The sequence below is a fragment of the Clostridium sp. OS1-26 genome (genome assembly GCF_030915445.1).
GTDB lineage: Bacteria > Bacillota > Clostridia > Clostridiales > Clostridiaceae > Clostridium_AM.
On the sequence record NZ_CP133264.1, the window covers coordinates 3,226,629 to 3,245,202 of the forward strand.

The window sequence follows — 18,574 nt, forward strand, 5'->3', positions numbered from 1 at the left end:
GTGGCAAAAGACTTATTGGAAGTTAAAAATTTGAAAACTTATTTTAACACTGAAGATGGACTAATAAAATCTGTAGATGATATTAGTTTTAAAATAAAAGAAGGGGAAACTTTAGCTGTAGTTGGTGAATCTGGATGTGGTAAAAGTATTACATCAATGTCAATTATGAGGTTGATTCCTAATCCACCAGGAAAAATTGTAGGTGGAGAAATTATTTTTGAAGGAAAAGATATTTTAAAATATACAGATGCAGAAATGATGAAAATAAGAGGCAATCAAATATCCGTAATATTCCAAGAACCAATGACCTCCTTAAACCCTGTTTTCACTGCAGGTGAGCAAATAGGCGAAGCTATAATGCTTCATAGAAATGTAGACGAAAAAGAAGCTAGAAAACAAGCTGTTGACGTTCTTAAGCTGGTAGGAATACCGAGAGCAGATGAAATAGTAGATGCCTATCCTCATGAGTTAAGTGGTGGAATGAGACAAAGAGTGATGATAGCTATGGCAGTTTCATGCAATCCCAAATTACTCATAGCTGATGAACCTACTACTGCATTAGATGTTACTATTCAAGCACAAATACTTGATCTTATGAGAGATCTTAAAGAAAAGTTAAATACATCTATAATGCTTATTACCCATGACCTTGGAGTAGTAGCTGAAATGGCAGATTATGTAGTGGTTATGTATGCAGGGAAAATTGTAGAAGAAGCACCTGTATTAGAGCTATTTAAAAGCCCAATGCATCCATATACTATTGGACTTCTTCAATCAAAGCCTATTATAAATAAAGAAACAAATAGATTATATTCTATACCTGGTCAAGTACCGAACCCTCTAGATATGCCAACTGGATGTTATTTTAATCCAAGATGTAGTAAAGCTACTGATAAATGTAGACAAGTTTCACCTACACTTATAGAAGTAAAACCTGGACATAAGATTGCATGTTGGAATTGTAAGGAGGGTGAATAGATGGAAAAAACAATGGTAAAAGTTGAACATCTTAAAAAATACTTTCCTATAACAGGAGGTGTATTCCAAAGGGTAGTTGGTCATGTTAAAGCGGTAGATGATGTGTCCTTTGAGGTTAAGAAGGGGGAAACCTTAGGTCTTGTTGGAGAATCAGGCTGTGGAAAATCTACTACAGGAAGAACTTTATTAAGGTTAATAGAAAAAACTAATGGAAATGTATTCTTTAATGATAAAGATATATATAAATTAAATAAAAATGAAATGAGAAAACTAAGAACTAAAATGCAAATAATATTTCAAGATCCCTATAGTTCATTAAATCCTAGAATGACTGTTTGGGAAATTATAGGAGAAGCTCTATTAGACCATGAACTTTGTTCCAAAGCTGATGTAAAGGATAAGGTATTAGAAACACTAGAGGTATGTGGATTAGCATCCTATCATATGAAAAGATATCCCCATGAATTTTCTGGAGGGCAAAGACAGAGAATAGGAATTGCCAGGTCTCTTATTTTTAATCCTGAGTTTATTGTGGCAGATGAACCAGTATCAGCCCTTGACGTATCAATACAAGCACAAATAATAAATCTTCTTACAGATTTGCAGCAAAAAGAGGTTTTTCCTATTTATTTATATCTCACGATTTAAGTGTTGTCCAACATATAAGCCATAGAATAGGGGTTATGTATCTTGGTTCTTTAGTGGAACTTGCAGAAAAAGAAGAACTTTTTAAGAATCCACTTCATCCATATACAAAAGCTTTATTATCTGCAGTACCAGTGCCAGATCCTACATTAAAAAGAAATAGAATTATCCTTAAAGGGGATATACCTAGCCCTGCCAAACCACCTGCAGGATGTAAATTTCATACAAGATGCCCTTATGCTAAGGAGCAGTGTAAGAATGAAGTACCGCAGTATAAAGATGCAGGCAGCGATCATTTTGTAGCCTGCCACCTAGTGTAAAAGGAGAATTGTCTTTATGGAGAATAATGAAAATAATAATGAAAAGCAATTATACAGAACATCTAAATTTGAATTTAAAGATATAGCTGCAATGGTTATTGCTATATTCCAAGTTTTTGTTCCTATTTTTATAGTAGCACTTGTTATACTGACAGCTGTTATTTTATTTATTACTAAGGTTTGGTTAAATTAAAAAATAGCAGCCTTAGATGTAAGCACCTTTGGAAAATACCCAAGAAAAAGAAAATAATATATAAAAAGAGGTTATTGTTTAAAGAGGCAATTAGAGTGATGTTGTTGATTCACTTTAATTGCTTCTTTTTGCCTTTAAAATTACTCTAAAATAAATATAGCTTTATTAACATAAAATATAGTTTGAAAAATATAAAATCAAAATGATTGAGTGCAACAAATAGCAATAAAGTATAATAAAATACAATAAAATATTGACAAGGGTAAAATGTATTGCTATGATTGATATGTATTTAAAATAAAAAATAGGAGATTAAAAATGGAAAATAAGTTTTATACAATAGATCAAGTTGCAGAAATGTTAGGAATGCATCACAAGACAATTAGAAAATTTATAACAGAGGGAAAACTTGTAGCAAATAAGGTTGGAAAGCAATGGAGAATATCAGGCCATGATTTAAGCCTTTTCCTTGAAAAAAACGATGAAAAATTTGATGCTAAAAAAATAAATAAAGAGCAAAGTGTTAGTTTTTCAACTACAAGTGAAAATGTTGAAATTGTAGAATCAAAAATAAATGTATCTACCGTTGTAGATATAAATGAAATAGACATGGATGAGTATATGCGAATATCTAACATGCTTTTAGCAGTTATGAATTGTAAAGATTCAGAAATGAAAAAATCAACTATTAATATGAAATATAATAAAGAAGAAAAAAGATTGAGAATAATGCTATGGGGAAGTTTGAAATTTATTGAAAATATGTTAAGTACAATTTCAATTCTCGTAGAAACAAATAATTTATAAAGGAAGATAAAAATGAAAGATAAAAGAATATATAAAAATGAAGAAGGAAGAATTAAAATTTTAAATTACTATGAATATCTTCTAAAACAATGGCCAGTGCCCTATGAATATCTTAATGTTAAAACAAGATATGGTAATACATTTGTAATTGCCTCAGGTGATAAAAACAAGGAACCAGTAATATTGTTACATGGATCATCAACTAATTCATCAATGTGGATGGGGGATGTTACTAAACTAAGTAAGAATTATAGAGTGTATGCCGTTGATATTATTGGAGAGCCTGGAAAAAGTGATGAAAGTAGACCAGAAATGAAGCCGGAAAACTACTCAAATTGGATTAAGGATATTTTAGAACAATTAAATATTAGTAAGGTTAATTTGATTGGTAATTCTCTAGGTGGATGGTTTTCATTGAGTTTTGCAACGCTGAACCCTCATAGAGTAAAAAGATTAGTTTTAATTGCAACAAGTGGAGTAGCGCCAGAGAAGAAATCTTTTTTAGTCAAGGTTATTTTTCTAAGCTTGCTAGGTCAAAAGGGAGTTAATAGGATAAATAATATTGTTTATGGTAATCAGAAGATTTCAGATAAAATAACTGAATTCGGGAATTTAGTATTTAAAAATTATAATGCTAGAATCGATAGTTTATATTTATTTAATGACAATGAACTTAAAAATCTTACAATGCCAACTTTTCTAATAGTAGGGGAAAATGATGCGCTATTACCATCAGAAAAAACTGCTAATAGGTTAAAGAAACTTCTGGATAAAATTGAAATAAAAATGATTAAAGGAGGAGGGCATGTTGTTGTTAATAGTATAGATGATATCATAGATTTTATGAATAAGAATTAATATAGCATGCATTAAAAGCTATGTAGAGTGTTAGTATCTGTGTCGAATATAAAAAATAAAATTCATATATGTTTAGAAAGGATAAAATAAAATGAAGACAAACATTGTAAAAGCAAATGGTATAGAAATTGCACATGTAGAAAGTGAAAAAGTCATTATTACTGATGTTCAAAGTGCAGTTGATTTTATAGCAACTGTCAGGTATGAAACCGGTTGTGATAGAGTTATTTTAAATAAAGATGCTATTACTGAAGACTTTTTGAATTAAGTACTCGTATTGCGGGAGAAGTTTTGCAAAAATTCATTAACTACTATATGAAAATTGCTATTTTGGGAGACTTTTCGATTTATAAAAGTAAAAGTTTAAAAGATTTTATTTATGAGAGCAATAAAGGGAAGAATATATTCTTTCTCTCAACAATAGAGCAAGCAGTAGAGAAATTGAGTATTGATTAAGATTCTAAGTTCATTCTCCGGAAATGCTAATGAGCGCAGCGAATTTGCTATAGCTTTCGAAGGATTATAATGTGTCTATGGATACAAATTTTTGTAAATAAATCAAAAAAGATAGAATTGATTCGTTTTATATTTAAAGGCGGAATAATAAGGTGATACGCCTTTTTTTTATTTTTGCAAATTTTGGTGAATAGCATATTTTAGCTACTTTGACAATTACAACATTGTACTGAAATTCCTTTATTTGTTTTGGGAAAAATTATATAATTAGAGTATTATACAAATTCATACTCGTAATATTATATTGGTAGAAATAATTTCTCATAATCATTGGAGGAGATAGGTATGGATGGAAAAAAAGAGCTATGGAACTCTCAACAAAAGTTATTAAAAAGTATAATAACGAAATTAGATAAATTTGATGAAACAATTGAACTAGGTTTAGGGCAGCACTTAATGGTACATGCCTCTGAAATGTCACAAGCAAATGTTGTAACATTTGAGGATGAATTGTGGGATGGATTGGATGAAATAACATTTCGCACTATGCCAACTGAAAAGGATGAAGCAACTATAGCGTGGTGTTTATGGCATACAACAAGAATAGAAGATATAACAATGAATATATTAGTTGCTGATGATACTCAAGTTATAAATAGTAATAATTGGCTTGAAAAAATGAATGTAACAATCTGTGATACAGGTAATGCCATGACTAATAAAGAAATTGTTGATTTTAGTTCAAATATAGATATGCAGGAACTGAGAAATTATAGAAAAGCTGTAGGTAGAAAGACTCGTGAAATCATTAAAAGATTTGAACCGTCGGATTTAAAAAGGAAAATGGAAGCAAGTAGACTACAACGTGTTTTAGATGAAGGTGGAGTTTTAAATGTTGAAGGCGCGAATTGGTTAATTGATTTTTGGGGGAAAAAGAATGTTGCAGGTATTTTATTAATGCCAGTAACTCGTCACCATATTGTACATATTAATGAATCAATTAAACTGAAGGAAAAATGCAGAAAATTGGCTAAGAGATAATGCAAAGATGAAAGAAAGCATCAGATATAAAAATTAGATATATAAAATTAGGAAGATTTTTTATTTATATCCTGTTACAATTAAAGAGTAAATAAAAGGTGCCTTAACAAAATTGAACTTTACAGGAGGGAATATATTATGGAAAAAATATATTTTAATCCAGGCTGCGGTTTAAGTATATACAAGCCTGAAATAGAAAATAAAATTTTAAAGTTTTTGAATGAAAATTACGGGGATGTTACATTACATAAAATATGCTGTCACCATGATCCCCAAGTTGAAACTGGCTCATTGATTATCAATGTATGCGCTGGTTGTGACAGACGTTTTAGAAGCTTATATGAAGGCGTATCAACAATCTCTTTATGGGAAATACTTGATGGATTGGACGCATTTCAGTATCCTGACTATAAAGGCTTGAAGTTGTCAGTACATGATGCTTGTCCTGTGCGTGAAAAGCCACAAGTACATAAAGCCGTACGTAATTTACTTAAAAAGATGAATATTGATATTGTGGAAACAAAGTTTTCCGGCACGAATTCAATATGCTGTGGAGACGATTTTTACCCTAAGCTTCCTGTTGAAAAGGTTCATCAAAAAATGAAGGAACGAGCAGAATCAATGCCTTGTAATGAGGTTTGTGTATATTGTATTTCTTGTATCAAATCAATGCACATTGGAGGCAAAACACCTAGACATTTGATTGACCTTTTAATGGGCGAAACAACTGAACTACAAATATACGATACCGTGAAATGGCATGAACAATTACAAGATTATATAGATAAACATTAAGATATAGTCACTATGACCAATGAAGAAATATGTACAAGATATCGAGGTGATTGTATGAATGAATATGAATTTGAGCAACTTTTGCATAAAGTAATACCGATTACAAAAGAAATGGGAATACATGTCATAGAATTTACACCTTCAAAGGTAAAAATGTCTGCTAAATTAGAGCCAAATCTAAATCATAAATGTACTGCATTTGGTGGAAGTATAAATAGTCTTATGACAGCCTGTGGTTGGGCAATGGTATATGCAAATATTAAACCTATTGACCAAAATGCGCATATTGTAATCCAAAAAAGCAGCATTAATTATTTATTACCAGTTGATAAAGATTTTGTTGCGGAATGCATCTTATCGGATGAAATAAGTAAAAAGAAATTTTTAGATATGTATAGGAAACACGGTAAAGCAAGATTAAAACTCAAAGTAACATGTTCTAATGAACAAATAGTATTGGCGGATTATGAAGGTCAATATGTTGCATTTAAATGATATAAATTAAAATAGTACAGGTTAGGAGTTGAGAAAATGGTTCAATCAATTGTCCACATTGCTTTAGTTGTTAAAGATTATGATGAGGCAATAGAATTTTATACAAAGAAGCTCAATTTTACATTAATTGAAGATACTTATCAGCCTGAACAAGACAAACGGTGGGTAGTAGTGTCTCCACCCGGATCAGTGGGAACTACAATATTACTTGCAAGAGCATCTAAAGCTGAACAAGAGTCATTTGTAGGTAACCAGACAGGCGGAAGAGTTTTCTTATTTTTAAACACTGATGATTTTTGGAGAGATTATAATGAAATGATCTCAAAGGGAATAGAATTTGTGAGAGAACCAAAAGAACAATCCTATGGAATGGTTGCGGTATTTAAGGATTTATATGGGAACCTATGGGACTTACTACAGCTTAAAGAGGATCATCCAATTTCAAAACGAATCAAATAACTGAATCTATAAATATCATACAAGTGTTAATTCTATATTATTTAGAATTAACACTGTTTTTCATTTTCTTTCCCCAGCCAGCTAGTGTTTTAAGAGCTGGAATTAGTTCTTCTCCATTGTCAGTTAATGAATACTCAACTCTCGGTGGTACCTCCATAAATTGCTTTCGGATTATGATACCATCTAATTCAAGTTCCTTTAATGATTGAGTTAGCATCATGTTGGTAATTCCATCAATATTTCTTTTTAACTCATTGTATCGCATAGTTCTATTTTTACTTAATGCCCAAATTATAGGTAATCTCCATTTTCCACTGATAATATTTAAAGCAAATGTTAATGGACAGTTGCCAAAGTTACTTTTATATAATGTTTGATCACTCATAAAATCACTCCAATACTCAGTTTTTACTTCCTTAAACAGAAAATATTGCATACTTGTCTTTATAATTGTAACTGATATAATTATAACTAATCTGATTGGTCAATAAAACATGTTTTTCAATTTATTTTTAGAAAGGAAGATTAATATGAGTTTCCATTGTGAGGTTATTTCTGAAGATAATATTACTTGCATTAAGGATTTATGTAATGAATTAATGGCTTATCAAAAGTCTAAGGCATATATCCGTCCTGAGTTCTTTGATGGCATGTGTTTTGAAACTAGAATGATTCCATCTGTTAAGAGTGCTAAAGCTAATTATATAATAGTAGCTAAAGATGATAATGAAATTGTTGGATATGCCTATAGCACTATTGCACCAAAGGAGATATATTCTGATGATTTTGCTACTTTAAAATGTCATGCCTTCTTTGACTTTAATTCTGTAAAAGGTAATGACGTAGGCTGTCTTTCTCAGTTTTATATAAAAGAGGATTATCGTAATGCTGGCATTGGTACAGTTTTGTTTAAAAAATCTATGGATTGGATAAGTTCATTTAAATCAATAAGTGATTTGTTTATATTTGTATCAAATGGGAACGATAATGCGCTAAAATTCTATCAAGGTAAAGGCTTCAAAATAAGTCATCAGATACTAGACGGGTTTATTACAGTGTTAAGGAATACTTAAACGTTGAATATATATTCAGCGTTTTTTTATGCATCAAAATAACTCCTATTGTATTTGAAAATTTATTTATATCTTGACAAACGATTATATCGTATATTAAGATATAAACGGAGGTGATTATTATGGAATTAGAAAATAGTATTAAAATAATTAATGAACAATGGACGGATATTTACTATCTACTACATAATGTAGATAAAGACAACTTAACTCACCAAGCAATTCGATTGTTACAATACATTGATAAAAACAAAGAGGCAACTATTGGAGATTTAGCAAAACATATAGATACATCCTCAAATACAGCTTCTGAACACATTAAAAGACTAATAAATAAGGGTTTCGTTACTAAGCAAAGAAGTGAAGTAGATGAAAGAAAAACTATAGTCAAAATAACTGAAGAAGGTAAATATAAGCTGTATCGTCATACAAAATTGGATGAGACTAAATTAAAGAAAGTTTTTGACTCTCTTAGTAACTCCGAATTAGAAATAATAGAGAAGGCATTTTTGATATTTAGCGAGGAGGCAAAAAGTGTTTACGATAGTAAAAGTTTTGATTTCAGCAGTAATAATTGGAGTAGTAACAGAAATGGCAAAGGGATCTCCGACATATGGAGGAATTATTGCGGCATTGCCATTAGTTAGTTTGTTGAGCTTAATTTGGATTTATATACAAGGTGAACAAACTCAAAATCTCAGCAAATTCGTATTTGGTGTTTTAAAGGGATTTCCAGCAACAATAATATTGTTATTGATTGTAGCAATGTCATTAAGATCGTATATATCATTAGCTTTATCAATTTTCTTGGGAATTTGTGGATGGGGAATTTTTTTGGTTATCCAAAACTCTGTATTTAATTAGATAATTAGCAAGACGTAACTAAATAGCAATTGTTTTAGGTTCAGGCTTATTTCAAACCCCAAATAATAGTGCGGATATGCTAAATATAAAGAGAGACATCCTTTTGGTCATATATTAAATATTGGAACCAAAAGGATGTCTCTTATGATTAGTAGCTAATGTTAGCTTTTGGATATAATGTAGTTCCTCCAATTGAAACTTTTATTTCCTTTGATAACGGAACATTATATTCGTCAATAATTGTTCTCCACCATTCCCATGCAAGGCCTGTACACTCTCTTGCCATAATTCTTATATTTTTTGAATTAGGCGGAAGTGGTATTACTGTAGAGTAATGAGCCGTTTTGTCTTGATAGTTTCCTGACCAGGTTTTATGAGACAGTATTTCTTTTCCATTCTCATCATATGAGAATTCATCCCAGGATACTTCAAATTGAGCAACATATGCACCATAATGATCAAGAAGTATTTTACCTTTAGAATACTCTGTAGATGTTGTCTCAATATAATCTGTTTTATTATGAACAGCAGCGACTGAGTTATCTTTTAAGAAAACACTTGTATACGAAATTGGGTATCCTGGATTTTTAGAACTAAATTCTGCATTATCTTTAATTACATTTCGTATTTCATCAAAATCTTTTGTGATAATTTTATTATGTTCTTTTGAATCTCCACCTAACACTACTGCAGTAAATGAACTTTCATCAAGAATATCTTTGTATTGTGCACTAGATTTTACATCGTTATTCTTAATTAATGCTTCAAAGGCAGCTTGTACATCTTTGCTCTTAGAGGTTGTCTCTAATTTTACATAAATTGTTCTTCCATAAGCCACATTTGACACCATAACAGGTGGAGCTGAATTACTTACCCCTTTACGGGTTAATTCTTCAAAAGTAACGCTATCATCAAAAAGATCTGATGGATTGTTAGGTAATTCTGCACTTACGGTATAAAATATTTGCTTATATGCAGCAACCATAACTTTTTTCTCTCCATTTGATATAGCATTAAAGTCGATTCCAAGTGAGTTATCAAGAACTTTAGCGTTAACATTAAGAGCGCTTGCTATTTGAGATTTACTATGAACCATAGATTCTGAATACTGTGTTCTTGCAGGTAGAGTGTGTGTTGATGAATACTTTTCATTCCAAGTAGATACTAACTCATCTACTGCTCCAGATACATTACCATATGTTGGATTTTGAACGGTTATTGTATTCTCTTTTTTCATACCTGGCAAATCTATACTAATATTTAAAGGCTTTCTCTTGCACACTAATACACTAGGTTGATTGTCAGCAAAAGAATCATTTGCAAGTTGTAATGCTCCTGGATATGTACGATCAGTCATAGAATCAATAATTGAAATATCCACTGGTGAAGTTGTAAGCGATTTTTTATTACGTTCAACTACTATAAATTTTCCATCCGAATTTAAGCCTTCCTTTGGAACAAAACTTTCTATGTTATCACCATTTACTGCTAAAACCTCATTTTTATTATAATTTAAGTTTGCTATGCCAGTATCAATATCACTAGTTTTGCTTGTCCCACTAGCTAAACTAGTTGTAGGCGCTTCAGCAAAGCAAATAAGTGGATTTTGAATAACAAATAAACTAACCAATAGGCCTATTAATAATTTTGTCATCTTAAAATGCTTTATAATCTTCAAGAAATCCCCTCCTTTTTTAAACAAATTATACCATGAATTTCCATAGAAGTCAATTCAAGTTGATAAATATTTAACTGAATTAAAATTTGTATTATATTTTAGTGATAAGCATATTTGCTTATAAATAACGAGGCACAGTTAAATAAATAATGAAATAAGATGCAGGGGGATGCCATAAGACTAGATGACGATAATTTTTTTGGCATTGAAATAAGTAGATAAATTATATTGACAAAAGTTATTAATAGTATTAAACTCAAAAGTGAATTAATCATTCAGTTTTATAAGGAGATTTATATGGTGCAGGCAAAAAAGATGAAGTAAAAAGAGAAGTAGAAAATGCGGCCCTTAAAATTTTTTCTCAAAACGGCTATTTAGATACTAAAATGAGTGATATAGCAAAAGAGGCTAATGTCTCTGTAGGCAATATATATACTTACTTTAAAAATAAAGAAGATTTATTCTACTCTGTAGTTCCAGAAACACTTATGATTTTTTTGAAGGAATATCTTGTTGAAAGTGTTCATACTTATAATAAGAACTATTTAAATAATTATCAAAATGGAGAGCATGATTTTTTAACTGAAGAGCATATAAATATGGTTATAAAATACCGTATGCAGCTTTTAATTATTTTTGAAAAAAGCAAGGGAACAAGATATGAAACTGCTAAAGAGGATTTAATAAATTCTATTATTGTAGCAAAAAGAACATACTTAAGAAAAGATCATAAAAGATATAATTTATGTGTTGAGGAAAGTGTTAGATTAATGAAAATAATAATAAATAGTCTTATAAATATGGTACTGGATGTGTTAAAGGAAGAAATGAGTGAAGAGAGTAGAATAACTATTTTTAAAGCCCTTAATATATATAGGCTATATGGTATCAATGGCCTGAATGAATAGCATATAAAAAATTTAGAGACGCGAAAAAAATCGGCAATTCCAAGGTTGACTTGGCGATTTTTTTTAATTCAAAAATGAATAACGTATTCAATATTCAAAATTAAAGGAGGAAAATATGAATAAGAATTATGCATTTATAAACTGCAATATAATTGATGGGAGTTTAGACGAGCCTAAAAATAATATGGTAATTTTAATTAATGATAAAGGAATTATTCACAAAATAGGGAATAGGTATGAAATAGAGATTCCCTCAAACTATGAAATAGTTGATATAGAAAATAAATATGTAATGCCTGGTTTAATAAATGCTCATGTACATTTATTTTCTAGTGGCAAACCATTGAAAGCTGCTGCAAATGATAGACAACAAAAAGTAATTTTTAAATTATTAAATACAAAACTAGGAAAAGGTTTTTTAAAGCATAGAATGAAAAGCAATGCGATTAATGCATTAAATTCTGGGGTCACTACTATACGATGTGTAGGAGATTTTCTATATAAAGACGTAGAGATAAAGGAAGATATAGATAGCAATAAATATTTAGGGCCTAATCTTATAGTTTCTGGACATATGATAAGTATAACAGGAGGACATGGTTCCCCATATTTATCTATAATTAGCGATTCACCTTGGGAAGGAAGAAAATGTGTTAGAAAAAACATTAAAAATGGAGTTGATTTTATTAAGATTTGTGTCACTGGAGGAGTTACTGATGGTAAAGCAGTAGGACAGGCTGGTAGATTGGAAATGACTGAAGAGGAAGTAAGTGCTATTTGTGATGAAGCTCATAAAAATGGATTTTTAGTTGCTGCACACGTAGAAAGCAAGGAAGGTCTAAGAATTGCTTTAAGGGGTGGAGTTGACACAATAGAACATGGAGCTGAAATGGATGATGAAATTATAAGTCTTTTTAAAGACAATCCTAAAGCACTAAGAGGGTATTCAGCTCTTATACCAACTTTTCATGCTGCAATTCCTACGAGTGTTTTAGATGAAAATATTACTAAAATAAATGAAATAACTAAGCAAAATTCGCTTATTGTTTATAATGGAATGATTAACTGTGTAAAACAAGCCTTAGAAAATGATATAAAGATTGGACTAGGTACTGATGCTTCAATGGCTTATGTGACACACTATAATACATGGAGAGAGTTAGAGTATCTCATTAGATATATAGGAATTACTCCAAAACAGGCAATTTATCATGCAACTAAATCAAATGCTGAAATTCTTGGAATTGATAATTATACTGGTTCAATAGATATAGGGAAAAATGCAGATTTAGTAGTGTTAGATGAAAATCCTTTAAGAAATATTAGGGTTTTATCAAAGCCATCTATGGTTGTCATTAAAGGTAATGTGATTAATAACCCTAAAGTAAAGAAGTTAAAGGAAATTGATGATCTTTTAGAGTCAATACAATAGTTTTAATATTAACATTAGATAGAGCATATAATAAATTTGTTTATAAATATAGATATATAACTTCATTTCTCGGGAAATATATTATAAGTTCAAAGCTGCATGAAGATATAGAACATTTCAAGCATATAATTAATGCACGTAATATTTCATTAAATCTTATAAAACCAGTCTAAGGGGTGAAGAGCTCCTTTTGACTGGTTTTATTTAATATAAAGATACATAAGAAAATTTGTTTTATTACAAATTAGTCACTTAAAAATAGTACATGCTGATATAATAAGATTAAATGTATTAAAAGAGGTGATGTAGTTTGAAAATTTTACTAGTTGAAGATGATAAAACCATTGCAGCCGGCCTCGAATATTCTCTGGAGCAGGAGGGCTTCACTACAATACTTTGTCATGATGTTTCCTCCGCTAAGAAAGCTATAAAATATAATGAATTTGATCTGTGTTTATTTGATTTATCTTTGCCAGATGGAAGCGGTTACGAACTATGCAAAATAGCAAGAGAAAAAGGAGATGCACCAGTTATATTTTTAACTGCTTGTGACGATGAAGTAAATGTAGTAATGGGACTTGATATGGGGGCAGATGATTATATAACAAAGCCTTTTCGTATTAGGGAGCTTATTTCCCGTATAAAATCCGTACTGCGTAGATATCGCAAAGGAAACAATTCCAAAACCATACTGGAGTTAAACAATATTCGTATCAATACCTTAGATGCAAAGGTTTATAAAAATGGCGAGGAAATCATCCTTACTGCGCTGGAATATCGTTTATTGCTAATCTTTGCAAATAATCCAGGGCAGGTTTTATCTCGAAATCAGCTTTTAGAGGGAATCTGGGATGTGGCAGGAGATTTTGTAAATGATAATACTCTAACAGTTTACATAAAGCGAATACGAGAAAAATTAGAAGATGACCCACAAAAACCTACAATTATAAAGACTGTTAGGGGTATGGGATATAAGGTTGGTGATTAGTATGCTAAGAAATAGAGAAGTGAGAATATTTTTTATTACTGCTTTTAGTATATCTATAGCAGCAATAGTTTGCATTTTTCTGATTAATATTCTTGCGGGAATCGTATCCCTTGCTGCTTTTTCCCTCTTAATTGGCGGTAGTTTTTTATTCATAAAGCGAGAGTATGGAGAGATTGAAAAGCTCTCGGGTTATTTAAGGCGTATTAGTAATGGAGAATATTCCTTGGATATTAGAGATAACGCAGAGGGAGAGTTAAGTATACTTAAAAATGAAATTTACAAGGTAACTCTCATGCTTTCAAAACAAGGAGAACTTCTTAAAAAAGAGAAAATGCAGCTTGCAGAGGCTATTTCTGACATATCTCATCAGCTAAAGACACCGCTTACATCTATGATGGTTATGGCGGATTTACTAAGCGATAATAATTTAAAGGCGGAAAAAAGAATTGAATTTACTAAGAATATTGAAATGCAGCTTGATCGTATGCAGTGGCTTTTAACTTCTTTGCTAAAGCTATCTAAAATAGATGCTGGAACGGTGAGTTTTAAAAGGGACAAAGTAGCTGTATCAAAACTCATTGAAAAAGCGACTAAGCCTCTTCTTATTCCAGTAGAAATTAAGGAACAAACATTAATCATAAAAGGCGATAGCAATGTAAGCTTTATTGGAGATTTAAACTGGACTACTGAGGCTTTAATCAACATAATAAAAAATTGTGTAGAACATACTCAAGAAGGTGGAGCAATTTCGGTTTTCTTTGATGAAAACCCTTTATTTACAGAAATAAAAATCTCAGATAACGGAAGTGGAATAGAAAAAGAAGATTTACCATATATTTTTAAACGATTTTATAAGGGTAAAAATACAAGTGAAGAAAGTGTTGGGATAGGTCTTGCAATGGCTAAAAGTATTATAACAAGTCAAAATGGGGATATAAGCGTAACAAGTAGAAAGAATGAAGGGACATGTTTTAATATTAAATTTTATAAGGTAACGGTGTAAGGTATTATAGTCCTATATATATTTCTTGCAATGAGAAAGCATTTAGGCCTATGCATTTATAGGTGACTAAATTGTAATAATGAAGTCACCATAAAGTCATCTGAATTATATATACTAAAGCCATAATAAAAGACTTGGAGGTTTTACAGTGGAAATATTAAGAATAGAGCATTTGTCTAAGGTCTATGGAAGTGGAGACACTGCAGTAAAGGCACTTAATGATGTATCGTTTTCTGTAGAAAAAGGAGAATTTGTTGCAATTATTGGACCATCAGGATCTGGAAAGTCAACCTTACTCCATATGCTTGGTGGTGTAGATAGACCAACCAGCGGTAGGGTTTTAGTAGATAATACTGATATCTATAATTTGGATGAAACACAACTGGCCATATTCAGACGCAGACAGATAGGCCTTATATATCAATTTTATAACCTTATTCCAGTACTTAATGTGGAAGAAAATATTACCCTTCCATTACTGCTCGACGGGCATAAAGTGGATAAAAAGCAGCTTGATGAGATTATAAAAATACTTAATTTAGAAAAAAGATTAAACCATTTGCCTAATCAGCTTTCAGGTGGACAACAACAGAGAGTTTCTATAGGAAGAGCTATTATAAGCAATCCCGCTATAATGCTGGCAGACGAACCTACTGGAAATTTAGACAGCAAAAATAGCAGTGAAATAATTGAACTGTTAAAAATGTTTAATAAGACATTTAAACAAACTCTTATAATAATAACTCATGATGAGCGCATTGCATTACAGGCAGATAGAATCATAGCTATAGAGGATGGTGAAGTTAAGAAGGACGAGGTGATCCGTCCATGAATATAATAAACAAGTTAACCTTAAGACATATGAAATTGAATAAGAAAAGAACTCTTATAACTATAATAGGCGTAATAATTTCAGCTGCAATGATAACTGGAGTGGCTACCCTTGGAATTTCCTTTATGGATTTAAAGCAAAGACAAAGTATATCCGATGAAGGAGAATGGCATGTCATCTATAAAGATGTTAATAATACTCAACTTCAGGCTATAAAAAATGATAAAGAAACAAAACAAATCATTTTAAGTAGGGACATAGGCTGTGCGCTTCTAAATGGGAGTCAAAATTCAGGTAAACCTTATATGTTTATTCGAGAGTATAATAAAGAAGGTTTTGAAAAATTCCCTATTGAATTAGTAAAGGGAAGAGTTCCACAAACTTCAAATGAAGTTGTAATTTCAGAGGCCATTATAAATAATGCTAAAGTTAACTATAAAATAGGAGATGTTCTAACTGTTGACATCGGTAAGAGGTATTCAAAAGTTGGTGACGATAAAAACAAAGCTTTGACACAATATGCTGAGCTGCAGAAAGGCAAGGGTGCTGTTGAAGAGTTCTTGACAAAGGAAAATACAAAAACTTATAAGATTGTAGGTATAATAAAACGTCCTAAGTTTGAACCTACATGGGCACCTGGATATACAGTGCTATCCTATGTAGATGAAAATACTATTACCTCAAAGGAAAGGGCAAATGCCTCTATTATATTAAAAGATATTAATAGGGGATTATTTGATCACGCCAAAAGTATAGCTGCCCAAAATAAAATAGGAACAGTAGAGTTTAATGATAATCTATTAAGATACTATGGCGTTGTCAAGGATGACACTTTGTATAGTATGATTCTTACTTTAGCAGCTATTATGATGATAATTATTATGGTTGGATCTGTTTCGCTTATATATAATGCTTTTGCTATTTCTGTATCCGAGCGTTCAAGACATTTAGGTATGCTATCAAGTGTAGGAGCTACTAGAAAGCAAAAAAGGGATTCTGTATTCTTTGAAGGAGCTGTTATTGGAATAATAAGTATTCCTATTGGAATTATTTGTGGATTTTTAGGGATGAATCTTACCTTTTTATGTATAAATTATATGATAAATGGAGCCTTGGGCGTTACTGAAAGTTTTAGAGTAGTTATATCGCCTTTAATTATTATAATTGCAATTGTGATTTCTGCTATTACTATTTTAATCTCAACCTATGTTCCTGCAAGAAAAGCATCAAGGATATCAGCTATTGACGCTATTCGTCAAACATCAGATATTAAGCTAACAGGCAAGGAAGTAAAAGTTTCAAAACTTACAGAAAAGATATTCGGAGTTGAAGGGACTATAGGTCTTAAGAATCTAAAAAGAAACAAGGGCAGATATAAGGCAACAGTATTTTCTTTAGTTATCAGCATGATATTATTTTTAAGTGTGTCTTTCTTTACTTCCGACTTGAAGAAGTCCACAGTGCTTAGCCAAAAAGGAATGAATTTTGATATAAATGTATTACTTAGAGGGGACAACTTACTTAGAGGGGACAACTTAGAAGCAAAGGATAACACAATTAAAAAAATAAACTCACTGGGGAATATAACAGAGTGTAATGAAATAGACACTTTTGATGCGCGAGTGTGGATTAATAAAGAGTTTATGGCGGACTATTTAAAGGGTAAAGATGAGAGTACAATGAAAAATGGAGCATATCCATATGATGTTAGTGTAAATGCTCTGAATGATGAAGCTTTAAAATCTTATGCAAAAGAAGTTGGTGTGGATTTTAACTCATTGAAGGACACAACAAAACCTTCAGCAATAGTTATTGATACAACTAAATACAAGGATATGCAATCAAAAAAATATGTTGAGGCAAAAGCAGTAAAAATAAATAAGGGACAGAAACTAGATTTAATGTATCATAATTGGGAACCAGAGAATGATGTACCTCTAGTTCCAGTAGAAATAACTTCAGTTACGGATAAATTGCCTGTTGGTGTTTTATCAGAGGGGAAAAACCCAAGTTTTAATATAGTAGTATCTAAAGAAGTATTCGATAAAATAGTAAATGACCACAAAAATACAATCAAAGATCTAAATACAAGTTTGTTTATAAAAAGCAATGACCCTATGGCACTTCAGGCAGGCATTGAAACAATTAGAAACGCTGGTGAAGGAATTATAGGTCATGTTCAAAATGTATTTATGAACAGACAAAAAGATAATCAAACAATTGTATTGATGTCAGTCTTTGCCTATGGATTTATAGCTCTAATTACAACTATTTGTGTTGCCAATATACTTAACACTATATCTACCAGTGTTGCTCTTAGAAAAAGGGAATTTGCAATGCTAAAGTCTATCGGAATGACACCAGAAAGCTTTAACAAGATGATAAATTATGAAAGTATATTCTATGGTATTAAAGCACTGTTATACGGTCTTCCGATAAGTATTGCCATAATGTACTTGATCCACCGAACTCTTATGGAGAAATTCAGCTTTGAATTCACTCTTCCATGGGTAAGTATATTATTAGCTGTAGCTGCTGTATTCATAATAGTGGGAGTAGCAATGCTTTACTCCAGTGCAAAGGTGAAAAAAGAAAATATTATAGATGTGTTGAAAAGTGAGTAGTGTAAACACAATCCATTTGATTACTTTCTATCTGCCCAAATAAATTATAAAGGGCATATATGCGTTGACTACTTTATCTTGAAACCCTTGATTTTTCAAGGGTTTTTCATTTTATTTACATAGAT

At 31.1% G+C, this 18,574-nt stretch carries 19 protein-coding genes and 2 pseudogenes; 19 read left to right on the forward strand and 2 right to left on the reverse strand.

What is annotated here, in order from left to right:
* The 10 genes and pseudogenes from RCG18_RS15755 (at window position 1) to RCG18_RS15800 (ending at window position 7,047) form a co-directional block, all read left to right on the forward strand.
* Entirely contained in the window at window positions 1-978 is a 978-nt protein-coding gene (locus tag RCG18_RS15755) for an ABC transporter ATP-binding protein (RefSeq protein WP_308036991.1), read from the forward strand.
* Window positions 979-1,943, forward strand: a pseudogene (locus RCG18_RS15760) (ABC transporter ATP-binding protein).
* Window positions 1,944-1,959: 16 nt separating this feature from the next.
* Window positions 1,960-2,136, forward strand: a complete 177-nt coding sequence (locus RCG18_RS15765; protein ID WP_308036992.1) for a hypothetical protein — start codon at window positions 1,960-1,962, stop codon at window positions 2,134-2,136.
* A 318-nt stretch (window positions 2,137-2,454) separates the two neighbouring features.
* Entirely contained in the window at window positions 2,455-2,943 is a 489-nt protein-coding gene (locus RCG18_RS15770) for a helix-turn-helix domain-containing protein (RefSeq protein WP_308036993.1), read from the forward strand.
* 12 nt (window positions 2,944-2,955) lie between these two features.
* On the forward strand, window positions 2,956-3,801 hold the full coding sequence (locus RCG18_RS15775; protein WP_308036994.1) for an alpha/beta hydrolase: 846 nt from the start codon (window positions 2,956-2,958) through the stop codon (window positions 3,799-3,801).
* Window positions 3,802-3,892: 91 nt separating this feature from the next.
* Window positions 3,893-4,257, forward strand: a pseudogene (locus tag RCG18_RS15780) (DUF4180 domain-containing protein).
* A gap of 345 nt (window positions 4,258-4,602) precedes the next feature.
* Window positions 4,603-5,298 carry a DinB family protein gene (locus tag RCG18_RS15785; protein WP_308036995.1) on the forward strand — a complete coding sequence of 232 codons (696 nt, stop codon included), beginning with the start codon at window positions 4,603-4,605 and terminating at the stop codon, window positions 5,296-5,298.
* 138 nt (window positions 5,299-5,436) lie between these two features.
* A complete protein-coding gene (locus RCG18_RS15790) occupies window positions 5,437-6,093 on the forward strand; it encodes a (Fe-S)-binding protein (RefSeq protein ID WP_308036996.1) in 657 nt (218 codons plus the stop codon).
* Window positions 6,094-6,147: 54 nt separating this feature from the next.
* Complete coding sequence (locus RCG18_RS15795) at window positions 6,148-6,588, forward strand: YiiD C-terminal domain-containing protein (RefSeq protein ID WP_308036997.1); 441 nt, start codon at window positions 6,148-6,150, stop codon at window positions 6,586-6,588.
* 36 nt (window positions 6,589-6,624) lie between these two features.
* Entirely contained in the window at window positions 6,625-7,047 is a 423-nt protein-coding gene (locus RCG18_RS15800; protein WP_308036998.1) for a VOC family protein, read from the forward strand.
* Between the two features lie 37 nt (window positions 7,048-7,084).
* On the opposite strand, the gene RCG18_RS15805 is transcribed toward RCG18_RS15800, so the two are convergent.
* Window positions 7,085-7,432 carry a helix-turn-helix domain-containing protein gene (locus RCG18_RS15805; RefSeq protein ID WP_308036999.1) on the reverse strand — a complete coding sequence of 116 codons (348 nt, stop codon included), beginning with the start codon at window positions 7,430-7,432 and terminating at the stop codon, window positions 7,085-7,087.
* 145 nt (window positions 7,433-7,577) lie between these two features.
* Between RCG18_RS15805 and RCG18_RS15810 the strand changes: the two genes are divergently transcribed.
* From RCG18_RS15810 to RCG18_RS15820, 3 genes are all read left to right on the forward strand, one after another.
* A complete protein-coding gene (locus RCG18_RS15810; RefSeq protein ID WP_308037000.1) occupies window positions 7,578-8,120 on the forward strand; it encodes a GNAT family N-acetyltransferase in 543 nt (180 codons plus the stop codon).
* A 122-nt stretch (window positions 8,121-8,242) separates the two neighbouring features.
* On the forward strand, window positions 8,243-8,767 hold the full coding sequence (locus RCG18_RS15815; protein WP_308037001.1) for a MarR family transcriptional regulator: 525 nt from the start codon (window positions 8,243-8,245) through the stop codon (window positions 8,765-8,767).
* Window positions 8,712-8,984: a DUF3147 family protein gene (locus RCG18_RS15820; RefSeq protein WP_308037002.1), complete on the forward strand. Its 273-nt coding sequence runs from the start codon at window positions 8,712-8,714 to the stop codon at window positions 8,982-8,984. Before RCG18_RS15815 ends, RCG18_RS15820 begins: the two co-directional genes overlap by 56 nt.
* A 148-nt stretch (window positions 8,985-9,132) precedes the next feature.
* Here the strand turns inward: RCG18_RS15820 and RCG18_RS15825 are convergent, their stop codons facing one another.
* Window positions 9,133-10,662, reverse strand: coding sequence for a thiol-activated cytolysin family protein (locus tag RCG18_RS15825; RefSeq protein ID WP_374118910.1), 1,530 nt, complete (start codon window positions 10,660-10,662; stop codon window positions 9,133-9,135).
* 386 nt (window positions 10,663-11,048) lie between these two features.
* Here RCG18_RS15825 and RCG18_RS15830 point away from each other — a divergent pair, with 386 nt between their 5' ends.
* From RCG18_RS15830 to RCG18_RS15855, 6 genes are all read left to right on the forward strand, one after another.
* Entirely contained in the window at window positions 11,049-11,570 is a 522-nt protein-coding gene (locus RCG18_RS15830) for a TetR/AcrR family transcriptional regulator (protein WP_374118911.1), read from the forward strand.
* Between the two features lie 115 nt (window positions 11,571-11,685).
* A complete protein-coding gene (locus RCG18_RS15835; protein WP_308037003.1) occupies window positions 11,686-13,002 on the forward strand; it encodes an amidohydrolase family protein in 1,317 nt (438 codons plus the stop codon).
* A 310-nt stretch (window positions 13,003-13,312) separates the two neighbouring features.
* The gene (locus RCG18_RS15840; protein ID WP_308037004.1) at window positions 13,313-13,990 is read left to right on the forward strand and encodes a response regulator transcription factor; all 678 of its coding nucleotides are present in this window, start codon (window positions 13,313-13,315) and stop codon (window positions 13,988-13,990) included.
* 1 nt (window position 13,991) lies between these two features.
* Entirely contained in the window at window positions 13,992-14,993 is a 1,002-nt protein-coding gene (locus RCG18_RS15845; protein ID WP_308037005.1) for a HAMP domain-containing sensor histidine kinase, read from the forward strand.
* A 148-nt stretch (window positions 14,994-15,141) separates the two neighbouring features.
* Window positions 15,142-15,825 (forward strand): ABC transporter ATP-binding protein, encoded by a 684-nt coding sequence (locus tag RCG18_RS15850; protein ID WP_178909931.1) that lies wholly within the window; start codon window positions 15,142-15,144, stop codon window positions 15,823-15,825.
* Window positions 15,822-18,449 (forward strand): FtsX-like permease family protein, encoded by a 2,628-nt coding sequence (locus RCG18_RS15855; protein WP_308037006.1) that lies wholly within the window; start codon window positions 15,822-15,824, stop codon window positions 18,447-18,449. The genes RCG18_RS15850 and RCG18_RS15855 overlap by 4 nt, the downstream gene beginning before the upstream one ends.
* Window positions 18,450-18,574: the final 125 nt, after the last annotated feature.

Excerpts from the sequence above, each read along its gene's own strand:
- RCG18_RS15765 (WP_308036992.1), top strand. The coding sequence starts at position 1,960 with ATGGAGAATAATGAAAATAATAATGAAAAGCAATTATACAGAACATCT.
- RCG18_RS15770 (WP_308036993.1), top strand. The coding sequence starts at position 2,455 with ATGGAAAATAAGTTTTATACAATAGATCAAGTTGCAGAAATGTTAGGA.
- RCG18_RS15775 (WP_308036994.1), top strand. The coding sequence starts at position 2,956 with ATGAAAGATAAAAGAATATATAAAAATGAAGAAGGAAGAATTAAAATT.
- RCG18_RS15785 (WP_308036995.1), top strand. The coding sequence starts at position 4,603 with ATGGATGGAAAAAAAGAGCTATGGAACTCTCAACAAAAGTTATTAAAA.
- RCG18_RS15790 (WP_308036996.1), top strand. The coding sequence starts at position 5,437 with ATGGAAAAAATATATTTTAATCCAGGCTGCGGTTTAAGTATATACAAG.
- RCG18_RS15795 (WP_308036997.1), top strand. The coding sequence starts at position 6,148 with ATGAATGAATATGAATTTGAGCAACTTTTGCATAAAGTAATACCGATT.
- RCG18_RS15800 (WP_308036998.1), top strand. The coding sequence starts at position 6,625 with ATGGTTCAATCAATTGTCCACATTGCTTTAGTTGTTAAAGATTATGAT.
- RCG18_RS15805 (WP_308036999.1), bottom strand. The coding sequence starts at position 7,432 with ATGAGTGATCAAACATTATATAAAAGTAACTTTGGCAACTGTCCATTA.
- RCG18_RS15810 (WP_308037000.1), top strand. The coding sequence starts at position 7,578 with ATGAGTTTCCATTGTGAGGTTATTTCTGAAGATAATATTACTTGCATT.
- RCG18_RS15815 (WP_308037001.1), top strand. The coding sequence starts at position 8,243 with ATGGAATTAGAAAATAGTATTAAAATAATTAATGAACAATGGACGGAT.
- RCG18_RS15820 (WP_308037002.1), top strand. The coding sequence starts at position 8,712 with ATGGCAAAGGGATCTCCGACATATGGAGGAATTATTGCGGCATTGCCA.
- RCG18_RS15830 (WP_374118911.1), top strand. The coding sequence starts at position 11,049 with ATGAGTGATATAGCAAAAGAGGCTAATGTCTCTGTAGGCAATATATAT.
- RCG18_RS15835 (WP_308037003.1), top strand. The coding sequence starts at position 11,686 with ATGAATAAGAATTATGCATTTATAAACTGCAATATAATTGATGGGAGT.
- RCG18_RS15845 (WP_308037005.1), top strand. The coding sequence starts at position 13,992 with ATGCTAAGAAATAGAGAAGTGAGAATATTTTTTATTACTGCTTTTAGT.
- RCG18_RS15855 (WP_308037006.1), top strand. The coding sequence starts at position 15,822 with ATGAATATAATAAACAAGTTAACCTTAAGACATATGAAATTGAATAAG.